14 protein-coding genes are annotated in these 17,526 nt (G+C 59.3%); 7 read left to right on the top strand and 7 right to left on the bottom strand.

Annotated features, from left to right (window positions below; all coding sequences use genetic code 11):
- Window positions 1-434 precede the first annotated feature (434 nt).
- The 5 genes from WD012_RS02845 to WD012_RS02825 form a co-directional block, all read right to left on the bottom strand.
- Window positions 435-1,190 (bottom strand): ABC transporter ATP-binding protein, encoded by a 756-nt coding sequence (locus WD012_RS02845; protein ID WP_339562292.1) that lies wholly within the window; start codon window positions 1,188-1,190, stop codon window positions 435-437.
- Between the two features lie 7 nt (window positions 1,191-1,197).
- Entirely contained in the window at window positions 1,198-3,576 is a 2,379-nt protein-coding gene (locus tag WD012_RS02840; protein ID WP_339562291.1) for a hypothetical protein, read from the bottom strand.
- Window positions 3,577-3,936: 360 nt separating this feature from the next.
- Window positions 3,937-5,157 (bottom strand): sensor histidine kinase, encoded by a 1,221-nt coding sequence (locus WD012_RS02835; protein WP_339562290.1) that lies wholly within the window; start codon window positions 5,155-5,157, stop codon window positions 3,937-3,939.
- Entirely contained in the window at window positions 5,154-5,837 is a 684-nt protein-coding gene (locus WD012_RS02830; protein WP_339562289.1) for a LuxR C-terminal-related transcriptional regulator, read from the bottom strand. Before WD012_RS02830 ends, WD012_RS02835 begins: the two co-directional genes overlap by 4 nt.
- A gap of 12 nt (window positions 5,838-5,849) precedes the next feature.
- A complete protein-coding gene (locus WD012_RS02825; protein WP_339562288.1) occupies window positions 5,850-7,091 on the bottom strand; it encodes an ROK family transcriptional regulator in 1,242 nt (413 codons plus the stop codon).
- 234 nt (window positions 7,092-7,325) lie between these two features.
- Between WD012_RS02825 and WD012_RS02820 the strand changes: the two genes are divergently transcribed.
- The 4 genes from WD012_RS02820 (at window position 7,326) to WD012_RS02805 (ending at window position 12,877) form a co-directional block, all read left to right on the top strand.
- The gene (locus tag WD012_RS02820) at window positions 7,326-8,615 is read left to right on the top strand and encodes an ABC transporter substrate-binding protein (protein WP_339562287.1); all 1,290 of its coding nucleotides are present in this window, start codon (window positions 7,326-7,328) and stop codon (window positions 8,613-8,615) included.
- A gap of 33 nt (window positions 8,616-8,648) precedes the next feature.
- Window positions 8,649-9,587, top strand: coding sequence for a carbohydrate ABC transporter permease (locus tag WD012_RS02815; RefSeq protein ID WP_339562286.1), 939 nt, complete (start codon window positions 8,649-8,651; stop codon window positions 9,585-9,587).
- Between the two features lie 44 nt (window positions 9,588-9,631).
- Entirely contained in the window at window positions 9,632-10,465 is an 834-nt protein-coding gene (locus WD012_RS02810) for a carbohydrate ABC transporter permease (protein ID WP_015451317.1), read from the top strand.
- 585 nt (window positions 10,466-11,050) lie between these two features.
- Window positions 11,051-12,877 (top strand): glycoside hydrolase family 13 protein, encoded by a 1,827-nt coding sequence (locus WD012_RS02805; RefSeq protein ID WP_339562285.1) that lies wholly within the window; start codon window positions 11,051-11,053, stop codon window positions 12,875-12,877.
- A gap of 195 nt (window positions 12,878-13,072) precedes the next feature.
- On the opposite strand, the gene WD012_RS02800 is transcribed toward WD012_RS02805, so the two are convergent.
- A complete protein-coding gene (locus tag WD012_RS02800) occupies window positions 13,073-13,801 on the bottom strand; it encodes a TetR/AcrR family transcriptional regulator (protein ID WP_339562284.1) in 729 nt (242 codons plus the stop codon).
- A gap of 65 nt (window positions 13,802-13,866) precedes the next feature.
- Between WD012_RS02800 and WD012_RS02795 the strand changes: the two genes are divergently transcribed.
- The 3 genes from WD012_RS02795 (at window position 13,867) to ilvA (ending at window position 16,522) form a co-directional block, all read left to right on the top strand.
- Window positions 13,867-14,046 (top strand): hypothetical protein, encoded by a 180-nt coding sequence (locus WD012_RS02795; protein ID WP_339562283.1) that lies wholly within the window; start codon window positions 13,867-13,869, stop codon window positions 14,044-14,046.
- Entirely contained in the window at window positions 14,043-15,140 is a 1,098-nt protein-coding gene (locus WD012_RS02790; protein ID WP_339562282.1) for a zinc-dependent alcohol dehydrogenase, read from the top strand. Before WD012_RS02795 ends, WD012_RS02790 begins: the two co-directional genes overlap by 4 nt.
- Before the next feature lie 116 nt (window positions 15,141-15,256).
- Window positions 15,257-16,522, top strand: coding sequence for a threonine ammonia-lyase (ilvA, locus tag WD012_RS02785; protein ID WP_339562281.1), 1,266 nt, complete (start codon window positions 15,257-15,259; stop codon window positions 16,520-16,522).
- 126 nt (window positions 16,523-16,648) lie between these two features.
- On the opposite strand, the gene WD012_RS02780 is transcribed toward ilvA, so the two are convergent.
- Window positions 16,649-17,416, bottom strand: coding sequence for an SIR2 family NAD-dependent protein deacylase (locus tag WD012_RS02780; RefSeq protein WP_339562280.1), 768 nt, complete (start codon window positions 17,414-17,416; stop codon window positions 16,649-16,651).
- Between the last annotated feature and the right edge of the window lie 110 nt (window positions 17,417-17,526).

The following is a 17,526-nucleotide window of genomic DNA, read 5'->3' as shown; positions in this document are numbered from 1 at the left end:
TCGAGCCGCCGATTCGACTGCCCGGGTGGTCACTGTGTGAGGATTCGCTCACACACTGGGCTGCTGGGGGCTTGGAATTGCCGATATGGCGTCGCTTGATAGTCATCATGTGAGGATTGGCTCACAGACTGGGCGCGTCGCCAGTGTCAAACCGCCAATCTGACGGCCAGGGGTGGTCGCTATGTGAGGATGCGCTCACACCTCGGCCGGTTGGGTGCCTCGATTTGCTGATCTGGCAGTTCCTGGCGCCCACTGTGTGAGGATTCGCTCACAAACCGGCGTGCGGAACACGCAATCTCAGTCGTTCCGCCCGCCTGACAGCCTGTTGTGTGAGCCAATCCTCACACACCGGCCTGCAAACGACGGCTCACGCCGCCCCTTGCTTTGGGTTTGCGGTCGCTACATGTCTGTGCCGCACCGGTTCCAGCAACCTCTCAGACAGTCTCCAGTGTGGTTCTGCCTGACGCCTCCCGCGTGAGGCACAGTCGCCTGTCGCAGCGCTGGGCGATTGTTTCGTCGTGCGTGACAACAACTAGGGTCTTCCCGAAATCGCGTTGGAGTTGCAGCATCTGGCTGAACATGTCATGGGCAAGATGGGGATCAAGAGCTCCTGTTGGCTCATCTGCGAGAATCAGGTCTCCGGGCTTGAGCATGCATCGGGCGAGAGCAACGCGTTGTTGTTCGCCGCCGGAAAGTGTCATGACACGGTCGTTGATAACTTGTCCCAAGCCGAGCCGTTGAAGCAGGTTCATAGCGTTGTCGCGCTTATCTTCTGTACTGCCTGGCGCATATTTCAATCCGAGTAGCACATTGTCCAACGCAGTGATATCGGTGATGAGGGCGTAGGACTGGAACAGGTAGTTGATGCGGTTGCGACGCATGCGGGTCGCCGCAGCGGAATTAATGCCGGGATATGCGGAGCCTTCAAAGCAGATGCGACCTGTTGTCGGCTCGTCCAGTAGTCCGATCATGTTGAGCAGTGTTGATTTTCCCGAGCCTGATGGGCCGGTAATCGCCAGGCTCTCCCCACATGCCACGGATGCCGTGACATGTTCCAGCACGGTTCGGTTTGCGAAGGTTTTGGAGACGTCCTGGATGTCCACTATGGGCTGTCCAATTTGTGTCGTCATGGTGGTGCCTTTCAGATGATAATTGGGATGATGGGTCGTGCTTTCGGCAGCAAGGTGCATAGGCGCATTATTCCTGCGCGATCATGGTGGCCAGTTCCTTGGTTGCGATTCGTCGCGCGTCCGACAGGAGGATGACGGTCTGGAGCACTGCCAGAAGCGTGGTGAATGCGAATGCCGACATGGAATGAATGAAAGCCGCGATGACGATGGATATCGTCGAAACCAGTATGACGGTGAGGAACGTGGGCGCAAAGATGCTGACCAGCGGGTATCCGAGCAGCCGTTTGACCGCGATACGGGTACGGTACGTGGCCGCGAAAATTCGGCACATCGCTATGGACAACACCAGTTCGAGTGACGCGAGGAACGCCATGGCCAAACCGAAGAACTGAATGGTCTGGGTTGCGGTCTTCGTCAGGCCGGCGATGAAATCATCGACCGGAATATACTGCGGATTGTTGTCTTCCAGATGATATTGCGCAAAATACCGTCGGGTCGTATATCGTTGTGCGGCCGGCTCGCTGAGCTTGATCATGCTGTTTTCCAGACCAACGGCGCTGAGATTCTCTCCCTCGAATGGTGTCATGTTTTCGGGGGTGCATACGAGTATGACCGGGTCGGTTGTCCAGTTGGGCAATGTGCCGTCGGTATTCCACGTGAACAGTTTGACGGACGGGTGATATGTCACAAAACTGATATCGCGATGCTTCATATACGACGTGACGATCGATCCTTTCCACTCGGCGTTATGCTCGCTATCCAGCTTCTGGTATGTTTCCATGGCTGTGCGCTGTCGGGCGGTCCACGTGTCAGGTATTAGGAAGATGCGTTCGCCGCGTTTTGTCCGGTTCATAATTCCCTGGGGGATAGCAAACCCTTGATCTGTCAGATAGTTTGGGGATGCATCGAGCTGCCAGAACGGTTGTTCCGGAGCGGCATGGTAGATGGCTTTCCACGATTGGAGATTGTCTTCGTTATAATGCGTCATATTCGCGATGTACACGCCTTTTTGGCCGGCGATGGAGGAATACCAGTCGTAGGTTTCTTTGAAGTGCTCGCTTGATTGCCCGGTGAAACTGCTTTGGTTCGTTCCAGGCGTTTCATGGTACAGCAGCCGCATTGACCGATAGGGCGACCATGATGCGCGTATCGCGCTGAGATGCTGGACTTCACGCATCGGGCTGTCCATGGCGGTGCCGCCGGCTACTAACGCGCCTGATGAGCAGCAATACAGGATGACAAGCACGACGAGCAGTCCTCTTTTCGATATCCGGTTGCGAATGGCATCGACTGGATGAACGGTCAGGAATACGCATGACCCGAGGCAGGCTGCGAGAAGGGCAAGTGCGCATACGACAATGCCGTGCGTCAGGCAGTATGCGGTCAGTTGTCCTGAAATGGGGAACGATGTGACACCCCAGAACACGCATGCGGCGATAATCGGCAGCGTGACCAGTGACCATAGCAGCATTGGCCGGTACACCATCCAGGCGTATCCGATGCGAGACCAGCCCAGCATGATGTGGATTCCCAGTGTGCTGAATTGTTGGTAGGCGCCGAGAACCAGGATGACGGTGAGCAGTATGGTGGCAGCGGCGAGGAGGCATTCGGCGATGGTACGTTGGAGATTATCGGTGGTATCGGAGCCGTGAAGGGGCTGTTGCAGACGTTCGGTGCTAATTCCTGTCGCCGCACTCAGACTGGAGACGAGCGCATCATATTGTGATTGCGATAGTCCTATGATCCGGTATTCTCCGTTCACTGTGCCGGAGCGTTCCGTGAGTCTGTCTAGTTGCATGACGGTCACGCTGGTTCCGTATCGCACGTTGGGCAGGTCGGCAATCATATCGGCGCGATTCTGGTCCAGTCCCAACGTCGCATGCTGCTCAGCACGGAGGAGCTTCGACAGTGTCGTTGCATCGAGCACGGTGCTCCCGAAAGCGGTGAGTCGCATATCGTCGGGGTGCCGTTGAGCATCCCCGAAGACGCCGATGAGATACCCGCAAGCCGCTCCCTCATCATTGTCGGCGAGCTTGCTGTCTGTTCGAATAATGGCCCCATGTGCGCCGGCGACCCTGGTTTTCAGCAGGTCGAGAGCGGAATCACTGCTCTCTTGCGCAATGTCCGTGAGGAATATGGATCGGCTCTGCTGCGGGTAATCGCTGATTATCCGGGAATACCGGTCGCTTAGCGTTGATAATGAAAGCATCGCGGTCGCCACGCTCATCAGCGTCAACAACAGCACTATGACGATGTTCATCCACCGTTGCATCGGTTTCTCCTGACAAAAGTATAGTGGGGCACCAATGCTGATGCCCCTATTAGTGGTTATGCTGAGGCAGATATGTCGGATTAGCCCCGGCAATCCCAATATGCAGTTGCTGGATGGGTACCTACAAATTGCCGCGCGTTCGCTGATGTTCCAGCCTTCTTCCAACCAGACCATGTGGTGTTCGCGGTGGAAGAATGATCGTAATAATGTGATTGAACGTTCGAATAGCTGTACACACCATATGAGCGCCCATGGTCCCAGCTCACACGCGTTCCGCGGTAATATACTGTGCTAGCACATGCTGCCCCTGCGCTGGCAAACAGCATAGTAATTGCGAGCATAGTCGCCGTTACTTGTTTTTAATATTTTTCAACTTCTCGCTCCTTTCGGAATCTGGGTTCGGGCTCATTCCCTCACCTTGGGACTTACGATAGGAAGTGAGAAGGGGCGAATCCATGTTCTGTCATTGTTCAATGACAGGCGCGCGATTGATTCGACGCGAGTTGCGCGGTCCAGCGCCAGGAACGAGATGCATCAGTGGGGAGAAAGTACGAAAGTGGCACGCAACATCCAGACATCTTCGTCCGTTGCGTATGTCAATTTCCCGCCCATCGACTCGATAATGCGACGGTGCAATGCCAACCCCCTGCCGGAGCGTGTGTCTCTGCCATTCCCGCCAGCCGTGTTCGTCTGTACTATGACCAGTTGGCCATGCTCGATCCGGTACCGAATGGAGAAATCGCCGCCGTTTGGACAATGGTGCTCGATATTCGCGAACAGTTCGATGGTGAACGATGCCAGTTCGTCGTACACGTCTTGGCGTATCGGCGTCTGTTCGACATTGTGCTCAAATGTTGCCGCTCCATGGTATCCGCAGGCCGTGAGGTGCCGTGCCTGTCGGTCAAGCAATTCGTGCAACGAGTCCTGCCATGCGTCCGGCATTGAAACTGTACGAGATTCTCCTGTATTGCGCAGTACGTCAATGACGTGGTGAGCGCACTGCATGGCTTCGCGGGACGTGTCGTCAATCGCTTGCAACGTACGTCGTTGTTCCGGATCCTTGCAGTCAAGGAGGAGCGTTCCACAGAGCATGGAAATACTTGCCAGATCGTTGGTCAGCGTGTCATGAAGGTTGCGTGCCAGCGATAGGTCGCGTTCCGTGCGTGCAATAGATGCCTCGGCTTGGTGCAGGAGTTCCGCGTTGCGCTTGTTCTGTTCGTTCAGCCGTTGCCGACGGTAGGTGTATCCGATAACAGAGGATGCGACCTGCAAGATGATGCCGATGATGACGAATGCCGTCCCTCGGCCCCAGAATACGTGATAGATGGCGAACTCGGCGGTAAACGCCACTTGGATTGCCAATCCAATCCACGTGGGCAGGCAGTAGTACAGCGCAGCGAATGCCAGCGCGCACCCGAATGTCAGATCTTCGAGATGCGTCCACGGCAACGGTATGCAGATTGCAGTGAGCGCGATGACGCCAATGCTCATCCATTGCGGCATTAGAGGTAGCAACGCGCAGGCGCACGCATACATGACAAGCAGTATCCAGGCGATTGGCCCGGATTGGTCGTCGGCAAGTCCGGTCGCCGCCGGGTAGCAGTCTGCGACCAGACAGACAGCCATGACGGCCGCAAGGAAGAGACGTTGCCCTGTTGCAGGCGTCATCACGGGTTGCCCGAAAAGCAAGACTTCGCCGTAGCCTCGTGATATGAACTGCTGACGAAAGCGTTGGCGCAATTGTCGCGTACTCATCTGGTATTCCTCCGCTGGGCCAGAAGCGCAATGAGCTGGACCCTGTTCTTGACCCCGCATTTGCGGCAGGCGCGCTGGATATATGTTCCGACTGTCGCGGGGGAGAGCCCCAGCCGCCGCGCGATATTGACCGAGGTGTTGCCGTCGGCGCTGAGTTCGACAATGGTACGTTCGCGAGGTGTCAACGAATCGATGCCATCGCGTTGCCGATGGCGCGCAAGCTGTGTAAACGCATCTTGTGCAAGGGGGAAATCGATGGAAGCGTATCGATATGGTTGCCTGCGCTGCAAACCGAGTATGGTTGCTGTGAGCTGTCGCGCGTCGCCTTTTGCCGCGATTGCCTGGGCGCCGGCATCTGCCGCGGATTGCGCGTATTCATCAAGGGGGAAGGATGTTACCGCGAGCAGCATGATGCGATTGTCTCGTTCCCGGATGGTGCGGATGACTTCGATTCCGCTCATTTCGGACATGGACATGTCCACGAGCAGCATGTCTGGGCGTGGTTCGGTCAGGCAACGGTGTATCGCTGTTTCGGCAGATGTCGTCAGCCAATCTAGGTCGGCGCTGTCGGCGAGGGCGTGTGACAGGTAGTTGCCCATCGCGGCAAGGGCGAACGCGTCATTGTCCACGACGCCGATGGTGAAATGCGGTATTGCCGTGCCCTCTGACTCTAATCCCATGGCTACCCCGTCTCACCCGATATACCGCGCAATCGCCCGTGCGGCCGCGGCTTTCGCCCAGCTTTCCCAGGAGAAATCAAGGATTTCAAAGTCGACGGTCGCCGCCTGACTGGGGCGGTACCAGTTGATGCCGTTGCGGATTGATTCCTGGTTCATTTTCGCGAGGAACGATGATTCCCCGCTGATCAACACTTTCGATGGCATGGCGAAGTTCGCGACCGTGGATACCAGCACGCCGAGCCGGAAACACAGTCGGTTGAGCAGCTGTCGCGCCTGCGCGGTCCCTTCCTGCGCGTCGGCGGCGAACTGGTCGAAGGTGACCATATGCCCCACCATGCCTGAATATTCCTCGGCCAGTGAATCATTGGTCAGGCATTGCGAGCAGCCGGTATGCCCCGCGTAGCAGCGCGGTCCTTCGGGATCTACAAGGATATGTCCGGCCAGCCCGTAGCTTTTGTCCGGGTAGTCCACGGGCATGCCGTCTTCGGCGAGCGAATACCCGACGCCTGCGCCTATCGTGACCACGGCGAACCGCTGCACGCCGATACCGGCGCCGAACCAGCTTTCATACAGCAACAGCGAATCGAGGTCGTTGAACACCGCTGTGGGCAGCCCGCCCGTCTGCTCGATCGCCCCGGCGGCGTCGACCCGCCCGTCCCAATGCAGGAAGGGAGCGTACGTCACATACCGGTCGTCTTCCGTGTGCCCGCCGAAACTCAGTCCTACGGCCACCGGGCTCGGCGTAACAGCCGAACGGTATTGGTGGATCGCCGTGCCGATGGTCGCAGCGACATCCTGCGGCTTGGTGGATTCAAGCGTCAACGTGCGGCATGGCCCGACCGGCCGGCATAGCGCGTCCACGGCCACAATACTCACTTCGGAACCGTGGATGTTGATGCCGAGGAAGGTGCGCTCGCCGGCGCGTAATCGCAGATTGGTCTGCGGGCGGCCGCGTTTTTCGCGTGATTCTTTCGGTATGAAGCCTTGCGGGAGTCTGCCTTGTTCCGTTGTGTCGTCGGGAAGCTCTTCGATGACGCCTTCATAGATCAGGTCGCTGGTGATGCGCGACAACGCCCCTTGTGACAGTCCGAGGAGCTGCGCGAGGGTCGTGCGCGCGATGGGCCCGTATTGTGTGATGGCGCGGGCCACCCGGTGGGTTTGCGGGGAGCCGGTGAACCATTGGACCTCTGTCGGTTCTGCCTGATTATCATCAGGTTCCGCGGATTTGTGCGCATCCGTCTCGTGTGTCGTCATCACTGCTCCTTGCCTGTGGTCCGTCGCCGGCGTGCGAGGATACGTCCTTGTTCTCATGGCCTCGCATCTGATATCCTGCATTTTCTTTCTCAATACATAAAAATACCGTGTTTTTCTTGCTTCGTGCAATAGGCGCGCAGGGGCTGGGAATGAAATCCGCTATCACGTATGCTCGCAATCACAAACAAAGCCGCGGCGATGGTGTTGCGGTGTGGAAGAGGCAAAGGAGTCTTCATGAAGACGGATTCCCATTCAGGACGCGGAACGCTCAGGTCGGTACTTCGCAGGGCTCTCACCGTGGCATGTGTCGCGGTGATGGGTCTCGGTGCCGCCGGGTGTGGTGCGTCGAGCGCGCAGACGGTGACGTTGGATTTCTTCCAGTTCAAGTCCGAGGCCGCCGACCAGTTCAAGAAAATGGCGGAGGAGTTCGAGAAGGAGAACCCGAACATCCGCATCAACATCAATAATTCCGCGAACGCGCAGACCGATCTGCGCACCCGGTTCGTGAAGAACCGCGTTCCGGATGTCATCACGTTCAACGGCGATATCAGCTTCGGCATGTTCGCCGCCTCTGGTGTGTTCCATGATTTCACTGACGATCCGATCGTCGATGAACTCAATCCTGGCATGGTCCAGATCGCCAAGAACCTGGTACAGACCACCGACCCGGCGAAGAAGCGTCTGTATGGTCTTCCGTTCTCCGGTAACGCGTCCGGCTATATCTACAACAAGACGCTGTGGCGCAAGGCCGGTGTGGATCCGGACAATCCGCCCAAGACCTGGGATGAATTTATTGCCATGCTGAAGAAATTCAAGGCGGCGGGCATCAACCCGGTGCAGGCCAGTGTCGCGGACGCGTGGACCACGCAGGCGCCGCTCGCCTCGCTCGCCGGTACGCTCGTCCCGGAGTCCGAATACACGAAACTGAAGGAAGGCAAGACCGACTTCAAGACGATCTGGACCGAAACCGCGAAGAAGGAAGTCGAAATGTACTCCTATTCGACGTCCGACAAGGGCGTCACCTATCAGGAGGCCACCCAGAACTTCGCGAAGGGCACGGCGGCGATCATCCCGCTCGGCACGTATGCGATCCCGCAGATCACGATGATCAACCCTGACATCGACCTCGGTTTCGCACAGATGCCGGCCAGCAACAACGCCAAGGAGCAGAAGCTCACCGCAGGCGATGACGTGATGCTCACGATGGGCGCCAACACCAAGCACCCGAAGGAAGCCATGAAGTTCATCAAGTTCCTGATGAGCAAGAAGCAGCTGAACGCCTACGCGAAGGCCCAGTCCGCGATCTCCCCGCTCAAGGACACCTACTTCGGCAACAAGGCGCTGGAAGGCATCCGCCCGTTCTTCGAAAGCAACAACGTGGTTGACTTCTGCGACCACTACATCCCGTCGTCCATCAACATCGGCGGCTACCTGCAGACCATGGTGATCAGCGGCAACGTCCCCCGCTTCATCAACTCGATGCAGAAGGAATGGGACAAGGTCCAGGCTCGCACGGTCGAGTAAGTCGAGTAATCGGACACGGAGAAAGGAAATAGCATGTCTGCAACAGTCGTATCGTCGAAGCAGCCGGCGGCGTCGGACAAGCCGGCAAAGAAGCGCAAGAACGCGTTTTCGCATCGCAAGGTGGACCGCGCGTTCTACTGGATGACCGTCCCCGCGGCGATTATCTTCGCGGTGTTCCTGTATGTCCCGTTCATTCGCGGCATCGGCTACTCGTTCACGAACTCGCAAGGGTACGGCAACTTCAAGTGGGTCGGCCTGCGCAACTACCAGGCATTGTTCAGCGATGACCGTGTCGGCCACGCCTACCTGTTCACCTTCTTCATCGCCATCATCATCACTGTGCTGATCAACCTGATCTCGATGTTCCTGGCGGTGCTGCTGAACAGCAAGATCGCGTTCAAGAACGGGTTCCGCGCGATCTTCTTCATCCCGTACATCCTGGGCACGCTGGTCATCGGCTACGTGTTCAAGTACATCTTCATGACGCCGCTTCCCGCACTCGGCAAGGCGCTGGGCATCGGCTGGCTGTCCGAATCGATGCTGACCAGCGAACAGTACGCTTGGGTTCCTGTGGTGTTCCTCGCCGTATGGCAGGGTGTCGCCTACTCCACGCTGCTGTACCTCGCCGGCCTGCAGACCATTGACGACGAAATCTACGAGGCCGCGTCGATCGATGGCGTGAATGCGTGGCAGAAGTTCTGGAAGATTACCTTCCCGCTGATTGGACCGTTCGTGACCATCAATCTCGTGCTGTCGCTCAAGAACGCGCTGGGCACCTTCGACCAGGTGGTCGCGTTGACGGAAGGCGGCCCGAATTCCTCCACCGAAACCGTGACCTACCTCATCTGGAAGGGTGGCCTGACCGGCGGTGAATACGCCTATCAGACGGCCAATGCGGTGATCTTCTTCATCGTCCTCGCGATTGTCGCGTTCATCCAGCTCGGATTCTCGAGAAGCAAGGAGCAGATCTGACGGCCGCGCGCTGAAGCCCGACTGGCAGATGGGAAAGGAACATCATGAAAGACAAGACATTCCACAAGGATCATCGGATTAATTGGTGGCTGACCGCACTGACCGTGGTGCTGTCGCTGACCGTGCTGGTCCCGCTGTATTTCACTATCGTCACGGCGTTGAAAACACCGGCCGAGGCGGGCACCTTCAGCCTGCCGACGTCCTGGCAGTGGCATAATTTCGCGGATGCTTCGGCCAAGGTTGATTATCCGCGAGCCGCGCTGAATTCCGCGATCATCACGGTGGCCGCGGTGGTGCTCACGCTGCTGACGAACACCTTCGTGGCGTACGCCGTCGCCCGCAACATGGACAAGCGCTTCTTCCGCTTCCTGTACTACTTCTTCATCGCCGCGATGTTCGTGCCGTTCCCCGTGGTGATGCTGCCGATCGCCAAGCAGATGGGCGCCTGGCATCTGGATAACCAGTTCGGTCTGATCCTGCTGTACATGACGCTCGGCTTGGGCACGAACCTGTTCATCGCGACCGGCTTCATCCGCTCGATTCCGCCGTCGCTTGAGGAGGCGGCGCGTGTGGATGGCGCGAGCACGTGGAAGATCTTCTGGAAGATCATCTTCCCGCTGATGAGCCCGATCAATGCGACGATCGGCATCCTGACCGCGCTGTGGGCCTGGAACGACTTCCTGCTGCCGCTGATCGTGCTGACGGACCAGTCCAACCAGACGATTCCGCTCGCCCAGTACGTGTTCAGCTCCCAGTTCGCGACCAACTACCCGATGGCGTTCTCCAGCTACCTGATGGCGATGGCCCCGATCCTGATCGTCTACGTCTTCGCCCAGCGCTGGGTCGTCAGCGGTGTGATGAGGGGCGCGGTGAAATAGACGAAAGCCAGTGGGCTTTCGTCTCACCGCGCCGGGGCGGGGGATAGTCCCCGCCCCGGTAAAAATCTAGCCGGCCGTAGGCCGTCCAAAATTGCAGGACCGGTGAAGTAGAAAGCCCGTCACATTCCCGTTCTCCCCATCCACTCCCATCAATCTGTTCTCTCCCACCGAGGGGCCTGTGATATGTCAATCACAGGCCCCTCAGTCTGTTTCCCCGCTTTTCTGCGACCCCCTAGTCGCACAACGGCCGGGTATGGCTAACTTCCTGTGCCTCGCCCGCCGGTATCCTCCCGCCGTGTGACTGCGGTGTCGCACGCCGGCCGATTACTGGCCGTCACCGTTGCGTCCACCGCGCTATCTGCCCGCTGTGTGACTGTCCGGTCGCACGCCTGCGGGATATGCCCCGTCCCGCGCTGCCTGCCCCGGCTATCTGCCCGCTGTGCGACAGCTCAGTCGCACGGCGGCTCAAATCCCCCCCCCCCGAATATCTTGCCCCGCGCACCCGCCACGCCAGCAATAGGAATGAAAACGTATGCATCGTACGATGATCCCAGAAAACAACACCAGACAGCAAAGGAGCTTGCCATGACCAATTTCAATCGTCCGGCCCTTCCCGCCGGTGTCCGCACGAATGGGGCGTCCACCAGCCCGTGGTGGGCGAACGCCGTGGTGTACCAGATTTACCCGCGTAGCTTCCAAGACACCGATGGAGATGGCCTCGGCGATATCAAGGGCATCACCCGCCGCTTGGATTATCTTGCCGACCTGGGGGTCGACGTGCTGTGGCTGAGCCCGGTCTACAAGTCCCCGCAGGATGACAACGGGTACGATATCGCGGATTACCAGAGCATCGACCCGATGTTCGGCACGCTTGACGATATGGATGAGCTGCTCGCGCAAGCGCATCAGCGTGGCCTGAAAATCGTGATGGATCTGGTCGTCAACCATACTTCCGACGAGCACGCGTGGTTCCAGGCGAGCCGTGACAAGAACGACCCGCACGCCGACTGGTATTGGTGGCGTCCCGCCCGTCCCGGCCATGAGCCGGGTACGCCGGGTGCCGAGCCGAACCGTTGGGGCTCGTATTTCGGCGGTTCCGCCTGGCAGTATGACCCCAAGCGCGGCGAGTATTTCTTCCACCAGTATTCCCCGAAGCAGCCTGACCTCAACTGGGAGAACCCGCAGGTGCGTCAAGCGGTCTACCAGATGATGAACTGGTGGCTCGACCGCGGTATCGACGGTTTCCGCATGGACGTCATCACGCAGATTTCCAAGCGCGTCGACCCCAACGGCAAGCTTCCCGGCGAGCCCGGCAGCCAGATTGAGGATTATCCCGCCGGCCCCGACGGCTATTCGTCCCCGTTCCCGTTCTGCTCCGATGGCCCGCGCCTCGACGAGTTCCTCAAGGAGATGCACCGCGAGGTGTTCGACGGCCGCGAAGGCTATCTCACGGTCGGCGAGGCGCCAGGCGTCGCCCCGCAGCGCAATGAGCAGATCACGGATCCTGCCGCCCGCGAACTGGACATGCTGTTCATGTTCGAACATGTTGATGTCGATTGCGAGAACGGCACGAAGTGGAATCCGACCCCGCTTGATCTGCCGAAGCTGAAGCGCACGCTTGCCGCCCAGCAGGATGCGGTCGCGAAGAAGGGCTGGGTGAGCCTGTTCTTCGACAACCACGACCAGCCGCGCGTGGTGTCCCGCTGGGGCGACGACTCTACGGAGGAGAACCGCGTCCATTCCGCCAAAGCGTTGGCGATGCTGCTGCACATGCATCGCGGCACCCCCTACATCTACGAGGGCGAGGAGCTTGGCATGACGAACGCGCATTTCACCCGGCTCGACCAGTATCGCGACCTTGAATCCCTGAACATGTTCCACCAGCGTGTCGAGCAAGCGCGTATCCAGTCCGCAGAATCAATGATGGACGCGCTCGCCAAGCGCAGCCGTGACAACGCCCGCACCCCGATGCAATGGGACGATTCGACCTACGCCGGTTTCACCGCCGTCGACGCCCCCAAGGAACCGTGGATCAGCGTCAATCCGAACCATACGACGGTCAACGCGCAAGCACAGCAGGATGATCCGGATTCGGTGTTCTCCTTCTTCAAGCGGTTGATCGCGCTGCGGCACGACGACCCGGTCGTGTCCGCCGGCGATTGGCATCTGCTCGACGAATCCGACCCGCAGGTGTACGCGTTCACGCGCACGCTGGGCGATGAGCGTCTGCTGGTCGCCGTGAACCTGTCCGGGAAAGACGCCCGCATTCCGGATGACACCGCAGCCGCGCTCGCCGCAGTCGCCAGCCAGTCGCCGGACATCGTGCTGACGTCCTATGATCCGCAGCATTCTGCCGATTCTCTGGCTGCGCGCACGCTGTCCCCGTGGGAGGCGGTGACGGTCCGGCTCTAACCGACCGAAGGATTCCCAACCGGCGGATTCCTGACCGAAGGATTCCGGGAGGGCGCCCGTACCTTCCCGGAGCCGCCGCAAACAGATGTTGACGGGCGCAGATGATGGCGGTCGTCGCCGTGCTTCGGCTCAGCGACGACCGCCATCACATTGCGTCCGATCGACGACAGCCGCCAAGCTCAAGCTGTTAATAGTTCAATGCTTGGTACTGTCTCCAAAAGCCCGTATTTCGGCATCGGTGGCGAGGATTGCGGGGACCGCGTTCGCCGCGATCAGCGCCACTTTCTCCACACTGTCCCGGCAATCGCGATCAATCCACCGTCGCAGAATCGCGCTGACTGAAGCCGTCGTGCAATCAAGGAAATACTTCATATCGTCTTCATCATCGATGCCGATTGAGGCGCAAACCGGCCGAATTCGCCGCTCCCACAGTTCCTTGCTCCCGTAATGCACCGGCAGGCCGTGCCCGCTGTGCAGCGCAATGCCGTAGAAGTACCGGTGTTCTTTGATGTGGCGCAGAAACAGTTCAAAAGAAGCCAGACTCAGGGGGATTTCGGCGGGGCTGTGCTCATTCGTGTTTTCGGCGCGATTGCCTTGCCGGAAATGTTCGGAGAGCTCGGCGAACAGGTGCTCTTGCATCACGGCGATGACGTCGTCGATGCTGTCGAAATGCTCATAGAAGGTGGAACGATTGATGCCTGCCTCCCTGCAGATGGCTGCGATGGACAACGGCGTCGAGGCGTGTTTCTTGGTGTCCATCAGCGTGAGAGCGGCGACTTCGATTCGCCTGTCGGTCTCCAAGAACCTCGCATTGCCAGCGATATTCACCATGGCTTCATTATTCCAACGACTGTTGGACTTGTGTCGGTTGAGCCCCGGAGTGTCGCGGAATAACGTCAGCATTAGCCGGCTTATGAACGCCACAGCGCATCGGCGATCGGTTGTCTGAACACCACGGCCCAGCGGTGCGAGGACCCCAAGGAGACATCATGAGCAAAGCCAACGACACCACCCTCGTCCTAGGTACCGTCAGTACCCTGGTCTTCGCACTCGGCATGTGCATGTGCATGATCGAGCGGTGGCATGCCTTCACCCAAGGCATCATCGCCGGTGTTATCGGCATCGCGCTGCTGCTCGGTCTTGCCTCGCTAATCAAGGGAGTGAAATGAACATCACGAATATCAGCGGTCACGATGGCATGACCGGTTCGGGCACGCCGCAAACCTCGCCGGAACTGCCGGCGACCATGCGTTCGGCTGTCTATCTCGGCAAAGAGCACGTCGAAGTCCGTGACGTCCCGATTCCGTCAGTCGGCGATGACGACATTCTGGTACGCAACATCTGCTCCGGCGTATGCGGCACCGATGTCGCCGTGTATTCCCACGGTCCCGGCACCGGCCACAAGGTTGATGTCGGCGGCGAATTCGGCCACGAAACCGTGTCCCGTGTCGTCGCGGTCGGCCGGAATGTCACCGATTTCCAGGTGGGGGAGCGCGTCTACCCTTATCCGTTGCTCGCCAAAGGCGACCCTCATCGTGCCGGCACGCTGGGCGGATTCTCGCAATACATGCTGTGCCCGAAACCGGTTCGCGGCGTATCCCTCTACCCGGTCGACCCGGCTATCAGCGACCGTGCGGCAAGCCTGATCGAACCGTTCACGGTCGGCATGAGGGCGGCAAAACACGCGCATCAACGCGAAGGCGAGCACATCATGGTCTTCGGCGCCGGCACCATCGGCATCGCTGCGGCGCTCGGTTCCCTGCAACTCGGCGCGGGCAAGGTCATGATCTGCGATTACTCACGATTGCGGCTGGAAAAGGCCGTCGCCCTGGGACTCCAGGTCTGCGATCTCAACCAGGATGACCCCATTGACGCCGCCCGGGCGTATTTCGGGGACGCCCGCTCGCTTGACGGCCCCACCGCGGATATCGACTGCATGATTGACGCAGCCGGCGCCGAAAGCGTGTTCGAAACCTTCATGGCACACGGCAAGATCTACGGCAGATTCGTCGTCGTCGCGGTCAACAACGCCATGCGGCAACTGGATTTGCTGCGTCTCACCTTCGCCAACCAGACCTTGTCCGGTTCCGGCGGCTACATGCCCGAAGACGTCGCCGACGTGCAGCGGCTCATGGCTTGCGGACGTTGGGATATCGGTTCAATTATCACCGCATCTTACGATCTGGAGCACATCGAGGATGCGCTGCGCGCTGCCGGCGATACCGCCCGCAACCTCACCGTTGTCATCGACATGGAAGCGTGAGCCACACACCGAGCGGACGTTCCCGGCACTATTGGACTTGCCCGCCTCCCGGCAGCCGTTCCACGGGATGGACTCTCCCGACGCTGCGGGGCAGCAGGCATCCTACAATAACGATCATGGAACAAAACGAGGTTCTCAAAGCACTGCAGCGCGATCATGCCGCTGAATTGAAGCAAGCCGCCCAGCGGCTCAAAGGCACGGCCAAGCATACGGAGATCATTGCCTCCCCGGTGCTGTCCGACATGACCGGCCACCAGATTCTCCTCAAGCCGGAGAACCTGCAGGTCACCGGTTCCTTCAAGATTCGCGGCGCCTACAACAAGATCGCCTCCCTGTCCGAGGACCAGCTCGCACGCGGTATCGTCACCGCATCCGCCGGCAACCATGCGCAGGGCGTCGCCTACGCCGCATGTGAGCGTGGCGCGAAGGCCACCATCTGCATGCCGACCATCACCCCGCCGCTCAAGGTTGACGCCACCAAAGCCTACGGCGCCGACGTCGTCCTGCACGGCGATGTGTTCGATGAGGCCGCCGCGTACGCCCAGAAGCTCAGTGACGAGCAGGGCATGATTTACGTGCCGCCTTTCGACGATTATGAAGTCATCTGCGGCCAAGGCACCATCGCCATGGAAATCCTCGAAGACGTCCCGAACGTCACCGATATCGTCGTGCCGCTTGGCGGCGGCGGTCTTGGCGCAGGTGTGGCGCTCGCCGTCAAGACGTTCCGGCCCGAGGTCCGCGTGATCGGTGCGATTCCGGAAGGCTCCCCGGCATTCAAGAACTCGTTCGCCGCCGGTCGCGTGGTCCCCGCCGACAAGGTGGTCACCTCGGCGGAAGGCGTTGCCGTCAAGCGCCCGGGCGACCTGACCTTCGCGCTGCTCAACGAATTCCTGGACGATCTGATCACCGTGTCTGAACGCGATATCAACGAGATGATCCTGCTCATGCTCGAGAAGCACAAGCTGGTCGTCGAAGCCGCGGGCGCGGTGTCGCTCGCCGCATTGGAACATCTGAACCTGCGCTCGCGCAAGTTCGCGTCCGCTCCTGGCCCGCACGTCGTTGTCCCGATTATGTCGGGCGGCAACATCGATACGGTTACTATCGGCGCGGTCATCCAGAAGGGCATGATCGCCCGTGGCCGCATCATGAACTTCGAGGTGGAGCTGCCCGATCTGCCGGGGCAGCTGCTGAAGGTCGCGCAGGTCCTCGCCGAGCAGCGTGCCAACGTAATCGCCCTCGACCATGACCAGTTCAAGGCGTCCGGCCACTACACGAACGCGGTCGCCCTGGGCGTGACCGTCGAGACGAACGGCCCCGACCACATCGACCGTGTACTCGAAGCGTTGAAGCAGGCCGGTTTCGACCCCAAGCGCATCTACTGACGGTCCGCCATCTGCCTCTGTATGGCAACGGCCCCGGAATCCTTGGATTCTCAAGGTTCCGGGGCCGTTTTGTTTCGTCCGTTGCCGTGGTTGCTTTCCGCCCGGCGCAAACGCAAGTTTCAGCGCTTACCGCTCATCCGCCTGCGCTTCGGCGATGGTCTCGTCCACCAGCCTCGGCAGCGCGACCGCGATATCCTCATGGATCAGCCGTGTGGCGATATTGTCGTACTGCGTTTTGCCCATATTCATGATGGTGACGGGCACGCCGGCCTGTGCGGCGACCGGGGCGAGTGACGCCGCGGGGAACACCTCAAGCGTCGAACCGATGACCCAGAACTCGTCAGCCTGCGAGACGAGCCGCATGGATTTCTCCATCGCCCCGTCCGGCAGCATCTCGCCGAAATACACGACATCCGTCTTGATTATCCCGTTGCACGGCATGTCGCCCTGGTACTTAAGACGGCGATGGCAATGCGGATCGGGCTCCTCGTCAAGGCTCGCCATGATGTCCGCGGTGTCGTATTTCGCATGGCATTTCATGCAGTGGGACGTGCCGATGGTGCCATGAAGGTTCACGATGATATCCGGTGAATTTCCGGCTTTCTCGTGCAGGGCGTCGAAGTTCTGCGTGGCCAGGAGTGTCAGAAGCCCCGCCTTCTCGAGTTTGACGAGTGCCTTGTGCGCGGCGCCCGGCTGGGCGTTCCACACAGGGGATTCTTTCTGCCAGCGCCACGAATATTCGCGATCCTTCTTATTGGTGAGGAACGCGTCGATGTCATAGACCTTGGTCTGTTCTGGATGTTTGGTCCACACGCCGTCGGGCCCGCGGAAATCTGGAATGCCAGCTGATGTCGAGATGCCGGCTCCGGTTAATACTGCGATCTTTTTGCTCATACCTCAGGAATACCACGCTGTGATGTCCGTTTGCACTGGGTCGTTGGGTGCGACGCGTGGTGTTTCGATTGTTTTTGGTTGTTTTGGTTGTTTGGTTGTTGGTTGGTTTG

The organism is Bifidobacterium thermophilum (assembly GCF_037482445.1).
GTDB lineage: Bacteria > Actinomycetota > Actinomycetes > Actinomycetales > Bifidobacteriaceae > Bifidobacterium > Bifidobacterium thermophilum_B.
The sequence above is the reverse complement of the archived record's forward strand: the minus strand, read 5'-3'. Positions and strand labels throughout refer to the sequence as shown.